The following is a 13,307-nucleotide window of genomic DNA, read 5'->3' on the forward strand; positions in this document are numbered from 1 at the left end:
CGGTGGTCATAGGTGAATGCGCCGAACGTAGAACGGCTACGGCAGTCGTGGGAGTGGTTCTGGACTGCTGACATGTTCTCTTCATGTTGTGGCAACAGCAGGCCGGAAGGATGCGTGATGTGCCTGCCTATCTGGCCAAACGCCTCGGCTATTACGCCGTCTTGCTGCTGGCCGCCATCTGCCTCTCTTACCTGCTGACCTCGCTCGCGCTCGACCCCCGCGCGTACTACGAGGGCCGGCAGCCGCCCATCTCGCCGAGCGCGGTGAACCACCACCTCATCGCGATCGGCGTCAACGACCACGAGTCGCTGCTCACCCGCTTCCTGCGCTGGGCGGGGCATGCGGTCCGCGGCGACCTGGGCGAGACGATCGACGGCACGTCCGTCAACGCGGAGTTCGGGCGGCGCATCGGGGTCAGCCTGCGGCTGCTGCTCGCGGGGAGCGTGCTCGGTACGGTCGCCGGTGTGCTGATCGGGGCCTGGACCGCTGTGCGCCAGTACCGCTTCAGCGACCGGGCCGTGACGCTGGCGTCCTTCGCGCTGCTCTCGACTCCCGTGTTCCTGCTGGCGATTCTGCTCAAGACCGGGGCGATCTGGTTCAACCAGACGACGGGGACGGATCTGATCAAGTTCACGGGAGAGAAGAGCCCGGGGCTGACGGGTGGGTTCGGGGCCGTCCTGAAGGACCGGGCGGTGCACCTGCTGCTGCCCACCCTCTCCGTCGCCCTCTTCGCCATCGCGAGCTACAGCCGCTACCAGCGCAACACCATGCTCGACGTCCTCGGCTCCGACTATCTGCGCACCGCGCGGGCGAAGGGCCTCGGCCGTCGGGCGGTGCTGCTGAGGCACGGTCTGCGGACGGCGCTGATCCCCATGTCGACGTACTTCTCGTACGGCTTCCTCGCGCTCTTCACCGGCGCCATCTTCACGGAGACGATCTTCGGCTGGCACGGCATGGGGGAGTGGTTCATCTCCTCGATCGGCAAGAACGACGTCAACTCGGTTGTCGCCGTCAATCTCTTCGCGGCAGTCACCGTGCTGCTGTCCGGCTTCCTCGCGGACGTGCTGCACGCCGCGCTCGACCCGCGCATCCGGCAGGCGTCATGACGATCACCCCTGTCGTGGAGACGATCGAGGCCGCCGTACGTCCGGTCGGGCGCGGGACCGTCGTCCTGCGCCGCTTCGTACGCAATCGGGGCGCCCTCGCCGGAGCCGTCGTCCTGGTGCTGCTGTTCCTGCTGGCCTTCGTCGGGCCGTACGTCACCCCGTGGTCGTACAGCCACATCGACTACACCGCGCTGCGGTCGGGGCCGAGCGCCGACCACTGGTGGGGGACCAACCGGATCGGGCAGGACGTGTTCGCGCAGACCGTGCGGGGGCTGCAGAAGTCGTTGCTGATCGGGCTGTTGGTGGCGGTCTTCTCGACCGGGCTCGCCTCGCTCGTCGGCGCCTGTGCCGGGTACTTCGGGGGCTGGACCGACCGGGCGCTGATGTTCTTCGTCGACTTGCTGCTGGTCTTTCCGTCGTTCCTCATCATCGCGGCCGTCTCGCCGCAGATGCCCAGCGGCGGCTGGGTCGTCCTCGCGGCCCTGCTCGCCGTCTTCGGGTGGATGATCACCGCGCGCGTGGTGCGGTCGATGACGCTGTCCCTGAAGGAGCGCGAATTCGTGCGCGCGGCACGGTTCATGGGGGTCGGGCCGTTCCGGATCATCTGGCGGCATGTGCTGCCGAACGTCGCCTCCTTCCTCATCATCGACGCGACCATCGCCGTCGGTGGGGCCGTGATGAGCGAGACCGCACTGTCGTACTTCGGGTTCGGCGTCCAGTCCCCCGACGTGTCGCTCGGCACGCTGATCGCCTCGGGGACCGGTGCGGCGGTGACGTACCCCTGGATGTTCTTCTACGCGGCCGGGCTGCTGGTCGTGTTCGTACTGGCGGTGAATCTGGTGGGGGACGGGTTGCGGGACGCGTTGGATCCGACGGCGCGCACCAGGAAGAAGAAGGAGACGTCCCGGTGAACCCGGTGCTCGAAGTGACCGGTCTCGACGTCGACTTCGACGGCAGACCCGCCGTCCGCGACGTGAGCCTCTCGCTGGCGCGGGGTGAAGTCCTCGGCCTGGTGGGCGAGTCGGGGTCGGGGAAGTCCGCCACCGCGCTCGCCGTGCTCGGGCTGCTGCCGGACAACGCGGCCGTACGAGGGTCCGTACGGCTCGACGGGCAGGAGCTGATCGGCGTCGGTGAACGGGAGTTGACCCGGATCCGGGGACGGCGGATCTCGATGGTCTTCCAGGATCCGTTGTCCGCCTTCACGCCCGTGTACCGGATCGGCGAGCAGATCGCGGAGGCCGTACGAGCCCATCAGGACGTGTCCCGGGAACGTGCCCGGGAACGCGCGGGCGAACTGCTCGACCTCGTCGGCATCCCCGCGTCCCGGGCGCGGGCCTTCCCGCACGAGTTCTCCGGCGGAATGCGCCAGCGCGCGATGATCGCCATGGCGATGGCCAACGAGCCGGACGTCATCCTCGCCGACGAACCGACCACCGCCCTCGACGTCACCATCCAGGCCCAGGTGCTCGACGTGCTGCGCACCGCCCAGCGGGAGACCGGCGCCGCGCTGCTGCTGGTCAGCCACGACCTCGGTGTGATCGCCGGGATGGCGGACCGGGTGGCGGTCATGTACGAGGGGCGGGTGGTCGAGGCGGGGACGGCGGTCGATGTCTTCGGGCGGCCCCAGGGGCCGTACACGCGCAAGCTCCTCGGCGCCGTGCCCCGACTGGACGACGCGCGGCCCCGGGGGGAAGTCCCGGCCGGTGAGCCCGTGTTGAAGGTGCGCGGGCTCACCAAGACCTTCCCCCTGCTCAAGGGCGGCGCGTTCAAGCGGCGGGTCGGGAGTGTGTACGCCGTCGACGGCGTCGACCTCGACATCCGGCGCGGGGAGACCCTGGCCCTCGTCGGGGAGTCGGGGTCCGGGAAGTCGACGACCCTGTTCGAGCTGCTCGAACTCGCCGCGCCCGAGGGCGGATCGGTCGAGCTGTTCGGGCAGCGGATCGGGGACCTGACCAAGGAGGAGGTGAAGGCGGTCCGCAGGCGTGTGCAGATCGTCTTCCAGGACCCGATGGCCTCCCTCGACCCGCGCATGCCGGTCGGCGACATCATCGCCGAGCCGCTGCGCACCCAGGGCGCCGACCGGGCCACCGTCGCCCGGCGCGTGCCCGAACTGCTCACCCAGGTCGGGCTCGAACCGGGGCACGCGGAGCGCTTCCCGCACGAGTTCTCCGGCGGTCAGCGCCAGCGGGTCGGTATCGCGCGGGCGCTGTCGGTCGAGCCGGAACTGCTCGTGCTCGACGAGCCCGTGTCGGCGCTCGACGTCTCCGTGCAGGCGGGTGTCCTTGAACTGCTGGACCGGCTGAAGGCGGAACTGGGGCTCGCCTATCTCTTCGTCTCGCACGACCTGTCCGTCGTCCGGCACATCGCGGACCGGGTCAGCGTCGTCTACCTCGGGCGGACCGTGGAGTCCGGGCCGGTCGAGGAGGTCTTCGAGCGGCCCCGGCACCCGTACACCCAGGCCCTGCTGTCCGCCGTACCGCTGCCCGATCCGGAGCGCGAGCGGGAGCGGCAGCGCACGCGGATCCTGCTGGCCGGGGACCCGCCGAGCCCGACCGAGCGGCACGAGGGGTGCCGGTTCCGGGCGCGCTGCCCGCTGTACGCCGAACTCGCCGAGGAGGAGCGCAAGCGGTGCGCCCATGATGTGCCCGTCCTCGAAGGGGACGGCGCGGCCTGCCACTTCCCGCGGGTACGGGAGGTGATCTAGGGAGTTCGCCGGCCAGGGCCTTGTCCGAAAGACAGGCCCTAGTGGGCCGAGCCCGACAACTGGAGGCCGATGACTCCGATGATGACGAAGCTGATCGAGACGATCTTGAGTGTCGAGACCAGGTCGCCGAGGAAGATCATGCCGTAGATGGCCGTGCCCGCCGCGCCGATGCCGGTCCACACCGCGTACGCCGGGCCGACGTCGAGCTTCCTGAGCGCGAGGGTCAGCAGGCCGAAGCTGCCGAGCGCGAAGACGCAGAACGCGACCGTCGGCCAGAATCTGGTGAAGCCGTGCGAGAGCTTCAGGCAGACGGCGAAGCCGGTTTCGAGGAGCCCCGCCACAACGACCAGCAGCCACGCCATGTCTTGACCTCCCGCGTCCGCACGTCGACTGCTTCGTCTGGCTTTTCTGGCTTGGATCCGGCTTGGTGTGATTATGCATTTACCGACCGGAGAAGCACTTACCGACGGGCCGCGTACGCAAACAACGCGGAGGTCAGGAGGCGAAGGGACGCCTCCCTCCCGCGGGGATCAGTCGCCTTCCTTGCGCTCGCGCGTGGCCAGCAGCCTGCGCAGGGAGTACAGCCGCTGCGGGTCCGCGTGACCGTCCGCCACCCACTGGTCCAGGGCGCAGTCCGGCTCGTCGTGGCTGCACGCGCGCGGACAGCCCTCGGTGCCGGGTTCGAGGTCGGGGAAGGCCTTGATGACACGGGACGGGTCCACGTGGTGCAGCCCGAAGGAGCGGACGCCCGGGGTGTCGATGACCCAGCCGGACTCGCCGGGCAGCGGGATCGCGCGTGCCGACGTGGTGGTGTGCCGACCGCGTCCGGTGACGGCGTTGACGACTCCGGTGCTGCGCCGCCGCTCCAGGGACACGAGCGCGTTGACCAGGGTCGTCTTGCCCACACCCGAGTGGCCGACGAACGCCGTGATCTTGCCGTCCAGCTGCTTGCGTACGCGCTCGATCGCTTCGCCGCTCTCCAGCTCCTCGCGGCTGGTCACGACGTAGGGGACGCCCAACGCCCCGTACAGCTCCAGGAGTTCGTCCGGGGAGGCCAGGTCCGACTTGGTGAGGACCAGGAGCGGGGTGAGGCCGCCGTCGTAGGCCGCGACCAGGCACCGGTCGATCAGGCGCGGGCGCGGCTCGGGGTCCGCGAGGGCGGTGACGATGGCGAGCTGGTCGGCGTTGGCGACGACCACGCGCTCGTACGGATCGTCGTCGTCGGCCGTGCGGCGCAGGACCGAGGTGCGCGGCTTGATGCGGACGATGCGGGCGAGGGTGTCCTTCTCGCCGGACAGGTCGCCGACGATGGCGACACGGTCGCCGACGATCGCGGCCTTGCGGCCCAGCTCGCGGGCCTTCATCGCCATCACGAGGCGATCCTCGACCAGGCAGGTCAGACGGCCCCGGTCGACGGTGACGACCATGCCCTCGACCGCCTCCTCGTGCTTGGGGCGGATGTTCGTACGAGGCCGGTTGCCCTTGCGGTTGGGGCGCTGGCGGATGTCGTCCTCGTCGGTGTGCTTGCCGTAACGGCGCATGATCCCGGTCCGCCCGTCAGTTCCCGAGCATTCCGGTCCACATGTCCGGGAAGTCCGGCAGGGTCTTCGCCGTCGTCGCCACGTTCTCGATCTGCACGCCTTCCACCGCCAGCCCGATGATCGCGCCGGCCGTGGCCATGCGGTGGTCGTCGTACGTGTGGAAGACGCCGCCGTGCAGCGGGCGCGGGCGGATGTGCAGGCCGTCGGCGGTCTCGGTGACGTCGCCGCCGAGCTCGTTGATCTCCTTGGTGAGCGCGGCCAGCCGGTCCGTCTCGTGCAGGCGCAGATGGGCCACGCCCCGCAGGGTCGAGGGGGAGTCCGCGAGGGCGGCGACCGCCGCGATGCCCGGGGTCAGCTCGCCGACCTCGCTCAGGTCCACGTCGATGCCGTGGACAGCGCCCGAACCGGTGAACTCCAGGCCGCTCTCGGTCAGTTCGCAGGAACCGCCCATCTCGGTGAAGATCTCCCGCAGCTTGTCACCGGGCTGGGTGGTGCGCGCGGGCCAGTCCGGGATGACGACCGTGCCGCCGGTCACCAGGGCCGCCGCCAGGAACGGCTGCGCGTTCGACAGGTCCGGCTCGATGATCAGGTCGCGGCCGAGCAGGGCGCCCGGCGTGACCCGCCAGACGTTCGGCTCGCCGCCCGACTCCGGGGTGTCCACCTGGGCGCCGACCGCGCGCAGCATGTCGACCGTCATCCGGATGTGCGGCATGGAGGGGAGCGCCGAACCGATGTGGCGGACCTCGACGCCCTGGTTGAAGCGCGGACCGGAGAGGAGCAGGGCCGATACGAACTGCGAGGACGACGAGGCGTCGATCTCCACCGGGCCGCCGTCCAGGGCGCCGCCGCCGTGCACGGTCAGCGGCAGCGCGCCACGGCTGTCGTCGTCGATACGGGCGCCGAGCAGGCGCAGCGCGTCGATCACGCCGTTCAGCGGGCGCTCGTACGACCGCGGGTCGCCGTCGAAGCGGATGGGGCCGTCCGCGAGGGCGGCGACCGGGGGCAGGAAGCGCATCACGGTGCCGGCGTTGCCGACGTCGACCGCGGCCGGGCCGTGCAGGCCCGAGGGGATGACCCGCCAGGCCTCGCCCGAGGCGTCCGGGCCCGCGGCGACCGTGGAGCTGGACGCCACCGTCTCCTCGATGCCGACGCCCATCGCGCGCAGGGCGCCCGCCATCAGCAGCGTGTCGCGGGAGCGCAGCGGACGGCGCAGCCAGCCCGGCTCGGAGGCCAGCGCGGCGAGGACGAGGGCGCGGTTGGTGACCGACTTGGACCCCGGCACGTGGACCGTCGCGTCGACGGCTCCGCTTGCGTGCGGGGCGGGCCAGAGGGCGGTGTGGGCGGGGTTCGCGGTCATGGGCTCCACTTTAGTGGGGGTTCGCTCCGCGGCTCGCTGCGCCGGCTCTGGCCGTTGAATGCGGGTCGTTTTGCGGCTGCGGGTGCGTTGTGGCTGGTCGCGCCCCGCGGCGGAGCCGCAAATGTCACAGCCCCGCGCCCCTGAAGACAGGGGCGCGTCCCTGAAGCGGTTCTCGAAAGTTAGACCTGCAACAGCCAGCGGCCGCCGCCTATCAGCGAACACAGTGACACTGCGTGGAAAAGGAACAGCCACAGGCCCGCCGGGACGTGCGTCAGTCGCGACAGCTGGTCCGCGTCCGAGTCGCCCGCGCCGCCCCGGCTGCGCTTGGCCTGGAGTTCGAAGGCCGGACGGACGCCGCCGAGCAGGAGGAACCACACCACGGCGTAGGCGAAGGCGGCCTGCACCTGGGGGCCGGCGAGCCAGGACACCAGCAGGAACATGCCGCCGGTGAGGACCACGGTGAGCGCGCCGTACGCGTTGCGGATCATCACCAGCATGACCATGAGCAGGGCCGTGGCCAGCCACAGCAGCAGCGTGATGCGGCCCTCGCCGAGCAGCGCGGCGCCGCCGAGGCCGAGCAGCGGCGGAGCGGTGTAGCCCGCGGCGGCGGTGAGGATCATGCCGAGGCCGGTGGGCTTGCCGCGGCTGACGGTGAGGCCGCTGGTGTCGGAGTGCAGCCGGATGCCGCTGAGACTGCGTCCGGTCATCAGCGCGATCAGACCGTGGCCGCCCTCGTGCGCGATGGTGATGGCGTTGCGGGAGACGCGCCAGACGCCGTGCGGGACGATCACCGCCAGTGCCGCGACCAGGGTGGCGATCACCACCCACAGATCGGGGTCCGGCTGGGTGCCGGAGACCTGGTCCCAGAGCGAGGCCAGCGAGGTGGATGCGGTGCTGTCCATTGTCTGCGGTGGCTCCCTCAGCTGTCGCGGAATCTGGCAGTGTGGCACGTATGTGCGGACGGTATGCATCGAGTCGTAGGCCCGAGGATCTCGCAGGAATCTTTGAGATCGAGAAGTGGGAACCCGAGGAGACCCTGGCACCCGATTTCAACGTGGCCCCGACCAAGGAGGTCTACGCGGTCCTGGACCGTCCCGTTAAGGACGCCGAAGACCCGCGCCCGGTTCGCCAGCTGCGCAAGCTCAAGTGGGGGCTCGTCCCGTCCTGGGCCAAGACGCCCGAGGGCGGTGCCCGGATGATCAACGCACGCGCCGAGACCGTGCACGAGAAGCCCTCGTACCGTCGCGCCTTCACCGCCCGGCGCTGCATCCTCCCCGCCGACGGCTACTACGAGTGGGTCACCGGCGCCGCCGAGCGCGATCTGGAGGTCGAGGGCAGGAAGAAGCGGCCGCGCAAGCAGCCGTACTTCGTGACTCCGGCGGACGGTTCGGTCTTCGCGATGGCCGGGCTGTACGAGTTCTGGCGCGACAAGACGCTCCCCGACGACCATCCGCAGGCATGGTGGGTGACGTGCTCGGTCATCACGACCGACGCGGAGACCTCGCCGCTGGCGATCGCGCCCGCCGAGGGCCCGCACGCCCTGGCCGACATCCACCCCCGGATGCCCCTGATGCTCACCCCGGACCGCTGGGACGCCTGGCTCGACCCGGCCCGCACCGACGTCGACGGCCTGCGCGAGCTGCTCGCGGCGCCGCCCGCCGGGCTGATGCGCGCGTACCCCGTCTCCACGGCGGTCAGCAACGTCCGCAACAACGGGCCGGAGCTGCTGAAGGAGCTGGAGGGGCCCGAAGAGGGCACACTCTTCTGACGTGACGAATGACGTGACGGATGACACGACGGAGAGCGTCGAGACGGATGCCGGTACCGCCCGCGTCACCTGGCACCGGGCGAAGAAGGCGCGGCTCGTCCTCGCCGTCAGCCATGGTGCGGGCGGTGGCATCGAGGCGCGGGACCTTCAGGCGCTGGCGGAGGTGCTGCCCGGCCAGGGGGTGAGCGTCGCGCTCGTCGAGCAGCCCTGGCGGGTGGCCGGCAAGAAGGTGGCGCCCGCGCCGAAGACGCTGGACGTGGGGTGGCGGGGGGTGTGGCCGGTGCTGGAGAAGCCGGGGCTGCCCGTCGTCTCCGGCGGTCGCAGCGCCGGTGCCCGCGTCGCCTGTCGTACGGCGACGGAGCTCGGCGCCGCCGCCGTGCTCGCGCTCGCCTTCCCGCTGCACCCGCCGGGCAAGCCCGAGAAGTCCCGCGCCGACGAACTGCTCGGCTCCGGGGTGCCCACACTCGTCGTCCAGGGCGGAAACGATGCGTTCGGGAAGCCGGAGGAGTTCCCGAAGGGCTCGTACGAGCTGATCGAGGTGCCGTACGGCGATCACGGCTTCGCCGTCCTGAAGCGGGCGCCGCTCGATCAGACCGACGCGCTGAAGATCATCACGGACGGCGTCGTGCAGTGGACCGCGTCACTCGGGTGACACCCGGGAATGTTGCCCGACGGACGACTGTTGTGCCGAGCAGACAGCACGGACCGTGCTGGACCGTTCGTACGAGAGGAAGTCCGCCGCATGGGTTCGACCATCTGCCCGAGCCGCAGCAGCCGCGCTGACCTGGACTGGACGGTGCTGCACGCAGGCAAGAACGCCCCTATTCGGGCGGCGGGTGGGCCTGATGTTCGTCTATCCTCCGATTCCAGTGGGACCGGTCTCGGTCTCACGACGACGCTGGAGGAGGTGGGTCCGGTACCTGGGACCGACGCAGGGACCGATCACGGCCAGGCGGAGCAGCCCGAGGGCCAGGGCACGAGCACGGAGTCGTCCGCCGAGCGCACCGCGCGCTTCGAGCGGGACGCGCTCGAATTCCTCGACCAGATGTACTCGGCCGCCCTGCGCATGACGCGCAACCCGGCCGACGCCGAGGACCTGGTGCAGGAGACGTATGCGAAGGCGTACGCGTCCTTCCACCAGTTCCGCGAGGGCACCAACCTCAAGGCATGGCTGTATCGCATTCTCACCAACACCTTCATCAACTCGTACCGCAAGAAGCAGCGTGAACCCCAGCGCTCCGCGGCCGAGGAGATCGAGGACTGGCAGCTCGCGCGCGCCGAGTCGCACATGTCGACGGGTCTGCGCTCCGCCGAGTCGCAGGCGCTCGACCACCTGCCCGACTCGGACGTGAAGCAGGCGCTGCAGGCGATCCCCGAGGAATTCCGCATCGCGGTCTATCTCGCCGACGTAGAGGGCTTTGCGTACAAGGAGATCGCGGACATCATGGGGACACCCATCGGTACGGTGATGTCCCGGCTGCACCGGGGCCGCCGTCAACTGCGCGGCATGCTCGAGGACTACGCGCGTGACCGCGGGCTGGTTCCGGCCGGTGCCGGAGAGTCGAACGAAGCGAAAGGCTCGGGCTCATGAGCTGCGGAGAGCCGCACGAGACGGATTGCAGTGAGGTACTCGACCACCTTTACGAGTTCCTCGACCATGAGATGCCGGACGCGGACTGCACCAAGTTCGAGGTGCACTTCGAGGAGTGCTCCCCCTGCCTCGAGAAGTACGGCCTGGAGCAGGCCGTGAAGAAGCTGGTCAAGCGCTGCTGCGGCCAGGACGACGTGCCGACCGATCTGCGCGCCAAGGTCATGGGCCGTATCGATCTGATCCGCTCCGGGCAGGTCGTGCCGGAGCACGATGTGACGGCGACGCCCCAGGAGTCGTAAGACACCCTGGCGAGTCGTAAGACCACCGGGTGAGTCGTAGGACCATCCGGACGTAGATCGTCCGTTTATCACCCGAACGTGCTAATCCGCGGGCTCTGAGCCCGCGGATTCAGCCATACCCGTCCCCGTGCCGCCCCCGCCGTTCTAGGCTCCGGAGCCTGAAGTCGGGGAGGGGACGAGGATGGGGTCGGTTCCGGCGTGGGCCCGTGTGTACGTGGCCTGTGCCGTCCTCGCCGCCCTGGCCTGCATGGCCCCCCTGCCGCACCTCCACGTTCCGTGGTGGGCCGTCGCGCTGCTCGCCGTGCTGTACGCCGGGTGCGAGCGGATCACGCTGCCGCGTGGGACGAGGGGAGCGGGCGCGCCCGGCCGTGACGCCCGTGACGCTCCGAAGGGCATGGGCACCTTCCTCCCCGTGCTGCTGGCCGGGGCCTTTCTGCTGCCGCCTCCCGCCGCCGCGCTCGTCGCGCTGCCGGGGGCGCTGCTCGCCCGGGTCGAACAACGGCCGCGGTGGCTGCGCCGGGTCTGGCGCGCGGCCCAGCTCGCCGTCGCGATCTGGGCGACCTCCCGGGTGCACTGGGCGCTGGGCGGCCGGGACGCGGTGGTCGCGCCCCACTTCCCGTACGCGCTCGTGCCCGCCGGCGCCGGAGTGCTCACGTTCTGCCTCGTGCTGGCCGTCCTCGACGGGGGGATCCTGGCGCTCGCCGACCGGGTGCCGGTGCGCGCCGCCTGGCGCGGGCTCTTCGCCCGCTCCCTCGCACCCGTCGCCGTGCACGGGCTCGCGGGGCTGATGATGGCGGTGCTGTGGCGCAGTCCGTACGGGCCTGTCGCCGCGTTGCTCGTGCTGTTGCCGATGTACGTGTCCTCCTGGGTGTTCGCGCAGTACCACCGGGAGCGGGCCGCCCACCAGGCCACGATTCGCGCGCTCGTCCAGGCCGTCGACATCAAGGACGGATACACCCGAGGGCACAGCGAGCGGGTCGGGCAGGCGTCGATGATGATCGCGCGGGAACTCGGCATGGACGACGAGCGCGTGGAAGTGCTGCGGTTCGCCGGGATCCTGCATGACGTGGGCAAACTCGGTGTGCCCACGCGGCTGTTGCGCAAGGACGGGCCGCTGACGCCCGAGGAACGGCGGGTCATCGAGCTGCATCCCGAGTACGGGCACGAGATGGTGCGCGGCATCGGTTTTCTGGGGGAGGCCCGGTCGGCGATCCTGCACCACCATGAGCGGCTGGACGGCAGCGGGTATCCGTACGGGCTGGTGGGGGCGCAGATCCCGGAGTTCGCGCGGGTGGTGGCTGTCGCCGACGCGTTCGACGCGATGACGTCCACGCGGTCTTACCGGAGGGCTCGGCCGGTGCCCGCGGCGCTGGAGGAACTTGAGCGGTGCTCGGGGGCGCAGTTCGATCCGGGGATGGTGGGGGCCCTTGTGCGGGCCTTGGACCGATACGGCTGGCATCCCGCCGTGACCGCAGATGTTCACCCGCCCGCTCCGGCCGTTTCCAGCACGCCACAAGGGGACCTGCAGAACCTTGGCGGGCGGAGGGCGCCATGAGTGCCCTCACCTCCCGGTTTGTCGCCCGCCCCGGCCGTTTCCCGTGGCATCCAAGGCTCCTCGACCCCCTCACCCTCGTCAGTGCCCTCACCCTCCTCCTCACCCTCGTCGCCCTCGCCGACACCCTCTGGCACGGCCTCGACGAACGCGGTACCGCCCTCGCCTTCGGCATCCTCATCGCGGTCGGCGAACTCACCCGCTGGTCCGGTGCCGAAGAGCGGGAGTCGGCTCCGCTCGGGGCCGCGGCGGCACTGTCGTACGCACTGCTCGGGGAGCAGGCCGGACGGCCCACCCATCACGGGGTTCTCCAGGTGGTCGCGGTCGTCGCCGCGGCGGCCCTGCTGGGATGCGTGCCGCATGTGGCCAGGGGGCGGGGGCCGACCGTCGACCACCTCACACGGCGCGTTCTCACCGTCGCCTTCGCCGCCGTCTGCTTCCAACCGCTCTACAACCAGGGCCGGTTGCTGGAGTGGGGCGGCCCGGCGTACGCGCTGCTGCTGGTCGCGCTGCTCGTGCTCACCGCGCTGTGCGACGCCGTGCTCGCGGCGGCGCTGGCGCACGCGCGCACCCGGTGGCCGTTCGGGCCGCTGCTGTGGGACGAGCTGCGGGCCACGCTCGGCATCGGGTCGGCCGTGTGCGCGACCGGGGCCGTGATGTCGCTCGCCGTGGCGGTCGTGGGGCTGTGGGCGCTGCCCGTGTTCTCGCTGCCCCTGCTGCTCACCCAGCTGTCCTTCCGGCGGTACGCGGCCGTGCGCGTCACCTATCGGCAGACCATCGCCTCCCTCGCGCGGGCGACCGAGATCGCCGGATACACGCCCGCGGGGCACGCGCGACGGGTGGCCGCCCTCAGCAGGGCCGTCGGGCGGGAGCTGGGCCTCTCCGAGCCCGATCTGACCGTTCTGGAGTACGCGGCACTGATGCACGACATCGGGCAGCTCAGCCTCGTCGATCCCGTCCCCGCCGGGGCCACCTCCACGCTCGCCGCCGACGAACAGCGGCGGATAGCCCTCCTCGGCGGCGCCGTCGTACGCCAGACCGGGGTGGATGCCGAGGTCGCCGTGGTGGTGGAGCGGCAGGCGGACCCGTACCGGGAGCAGCCGGTCACCGCACGGATCGTCCGGGCCGTGAACGCATACGAGGAGCTGGCCCGGGAAGCAGGGCCGGGAGGGACCCTGACCGCACTGGAGAAGCTGCGCCTGGCCACCGCCCGCGACTATCAGCCGGAGGTCGTGGAGTCGCTGGCCAGGGTGCTGTTGCGGGGTGGCCTTACCCTGCCCCAGGCTGGGTAACCCATGGGTAATGAGCGCCCGTCCGACGGTACGTGGTTGGATGCGAGGAAGAGGGTGTTCGGGGGCACGGGCCAGCCCGGGGCTGCACTGTCTTCAA

At 70.7% G+C, this 13,307-nt stretch carries 13 protein-coding genes; 9 read left to right on the plus strand and 4 right to left on the minus strand.

Features of this window, described 5'->3' with window-relative positions; all coding sequences use genetic code 11:
* Window positions 1-119 precede the first annotated feature (119 nt).
* Genes AB5J50_RS33160 through AB5J50_RS33170 form a run of 3 tightly spaced genes read left to right on the plus strand, consistent with a single transcriptional unit; the run spans window position 120 to window position 3,810 of the window.
* Window positions 120-1,106, plus strand: coding sequence for an ABC transporter permease (locus AB5J50_RS33160; protein WP_369265585.1), 987 nt, complete (start codon window positions 120-122; stop codon window positions 1,104-1,106).
* Window positions 1,103-2,017: an ABC transporter permease gene (locus tag AB5J50_RS33165; protein WP_369261935.1), complete on the plus strand. Its 915-nt coding sequence runs from the start codon at window positions 1,103-1,105 to the stop codon at window positions 2,015-2,017. The genes AB5J50_RS33160 and AB5J50_RS33165 overlap by 4 nt, the downstream gene beginning before the upstream one ends.
* Window positions 2,014-3,810: a dipeptide ABC transporter ATP-binding protein gene (locus AB5J50_RS33170; protein ID WP_369261937.1), complete on the plus strand. Its 1,797-nt coding sequence runs from the start codon at window positions 2,014-2,016 to the stop codon at window positions 3,808-3,810. The genes AB5J50_RS33165 and AB5J50_RS33170 overlap by 4 nt, the downstream gene beginning before the upstream one ends.
* Window positions 3,811-3,848: 38 nt before the next feature.
* Here AB5J50_RS33170 and AB5J50_RS33175 read toward each other — a convergent pair whose 3' ends face one another.
* The 4 genes from AB5J50_RS33175 to AB5J50_RS33190 form a co-directional block, all read right to left on the minus strand.
* Window positions 3,849-4,172, minus strand: coding sequence for a multidrug efflux SMR transporter (locus tag AB5J50_RS33175; protein WP_327431592.1), 324 nt, complete (start codon window positions 4,170-4,172; stop codon window positions 3,849-3,851).
* Window positions 4,173-4,340: 168 nt separating this feature from the next.
* Window positions 4,341-5,351, minus strand: coding sequence for a ribosome small subunit-dependent GTPase A (rsgA, locus tag AB5J50_RS33180; protein ID WP_369261939.1), 1,011 nt, complete (start codon window positions 5,349-5,351; stop codon window positions 4,341-4,343).
* Between the two features lie 16 nt (window positions 5,352-5,367).
* Window positions 5,368-6,708, minus strand: coding sequence for a 3-phosphoshikimate 1-carboxyvinyltransferase (gene aroA, locus AB5J50_RS33185; RefSeq protein WP_369261941.1), 1,341 nt, complete (start codon window positions 6,706-6,708; stop codon window positions 5,368-5,370).
* 179 nt (window positions 6,709-6,887) lie between these two features.
* Window positions 6,888-7,610 (minus strand): M50 family metallopeptidase, encoded by a 723-nt coding sequence (locus AB5J50_RS33190; protein WP_369261943.1) that lies wholly within the window; start codon window positions 7,608-7,610, stop codon window positions 6,888-6,890.
* 50 nt (window positions 7,611-7,660) lie between these two features.
* Between AB5J50_RS33190 and AB5J50_RS33195 the strand changes: the two genes are divergently transcribed.
* The 6 genes from AB5J50_RS33195 to AB5J50_RS33220 all read left to right on the plus strand — a co-directional run bounded on the left by AB5J50_RS33195 (window position 7,661) and on the right by AB5J50_RS33220 (window position 13,210).
* Window positions 7,661-8,476: an SOS response-associated peptidase gene (locus tag AB5J50_RS33195; RefSeq protein ID WP_327431596.1), complete on the plus strand. Its 816-nt coding sequence runs from the start codon at window positions 7,661-7,663 to the stop codon at window positions 8,474-8,476.
* Window position 8,477: 1 nt separating this feature from the next.
* On the plus strand, window positions 8,478-9,128 hold the full coding sequence (locus AB5J50_RS33200; protein WP_369261945.1) for an alpha/beta family hydrolase: 651 nt from the start codon (window positions 8,478-8,480) through the stop codon (window positions 9,126-9,128).
* Between the two features lie 255 nt (window positions 9,129-9,383).
* Window positions 9,384-10,067, plus strand: coding sequence for an RNA polymerase sigma factor SigR (gene sigR / locus AB5J50_RS33205; protein ID WP_327431598.1), 684 nt, complete (start codon window positions 9,384-9,386; stop codon window positions 10,065-10,067).
* Window positions 10,064-10,366: a mycothiol system anti-sigma-R factor gene (gene rsrA / locus AB5J50_RS33210; protein ID WP_327431599.1), complete on the plus strand. Its 303-nt coding sequence runs from the start codon at window positions 10,064-10,066 to the stop codon at window positions 10,364-10,366. Before sigR ends, rsrA begins: the two co-directional genes overlap by 4 nt.
* 181 nt (window positions 10,367-10,547) lie before the next feature.
* On the plus strand, window positions 10,548-11,921 hold the full coding sequence (locus AB5J50_RS33215) for an HD-GYP domain-containing protein (protein WP_369261947.1): 1,374 nt from the start codon (window positions 10,548-10,550) through the stop codon (window positions 11,919-11,921).
* Window positions 11,918-13,210: an HD-GYP domain-containing protein gene (locus AB5J50_RS33220; protein WP_369261949.1), complete on the plus strand. Its 1,293-nt coding sequence runs from the start codon at window positions 11,918-11,920 to the stop codon at window positions 13,208-13,210. The genes AB5J50_RS33215 and AB5J50_RS33220 overlap by 4 nt, the downstream gene beginning before the upstream one ends.
* Window positions 13,211-13,307 lie beyond the last annotated feature (97 nt).

It is taken from the genome of Streptomyces sp. R35 (genome assembly GCF_041053035.1).
GTDB lineage: Bacteria > Actinomycetota > Actinomycetes > Streptomycetales > Streptomycetaceae > Streptomyces > Streptomyces lutosisoli.

Bases quoted from the DNA above. Each gene is read 5' to 3' on its own strand.
- AB5J50_RS33190 (WP_369261943.1), bottom strand. From the start codon at position 7,610: ATGGACAGCACCGCATCCACCTCGCTGGCCTCGCTCTGGGACCAGGTC.
- rsrA (WP_327431599.1), top strand. From the start codon at position 10,064: ATGAGCTGCGGAGAGCCGCACGAGACGGATTGCAGTGAGGTACTCGAC.
- AB5J50_RS33195 (WP_327431596.1), top strand. From the start codon at position 7,661: ATGTGCGGACGGTATGCATCGAGTCGTAGGCCCGAGGATCTCGCAGGA.
- AB5J50_RS33215 (WP_369261947.1), top strand. From the start codon at position 10,548: ATGGGGTCGGTTCCGGCGTGGGCCCGTGTGTACGTGGCCTGTGCCGTC.
- aroA (WP_369261941.1), bottom strand. From the start codon at position 6,708: ATGACCGCGAACCCCGCCCACACCGCCCTCTGGCCCGCCCCGCACGCA.
- AB5J50_RS33175 (WP_327431592.1), bottom strand. From the start codon at position 4,172: ATGGCGTGGCTGCTGGTCGTTGTGGCGGGGCTCCTCGAAACCGGCTTC.
- AB5J50_RS33165 (WP_369261935.1), top strand. From the start codon at position 1,103: ATGACGATCACCCCTGTCGTGGAGACGATCGAGGCCGCCGTACGTCCG.
- AB5J50_RS33220 (WP_369261949.1), top strand. From the start codon at position 11,918: ATGAGTGCCCTCACCTCCCGGTTTGTCGCCCGCCCCGGCCGTTTCCCG.
- rsgA (WP_369261939.1), bottom strand. From the start codon at position 5,351: ATGCGCCGTTACGGCAAGCACACCGACGAGGACGACATCCGCCAGCGC.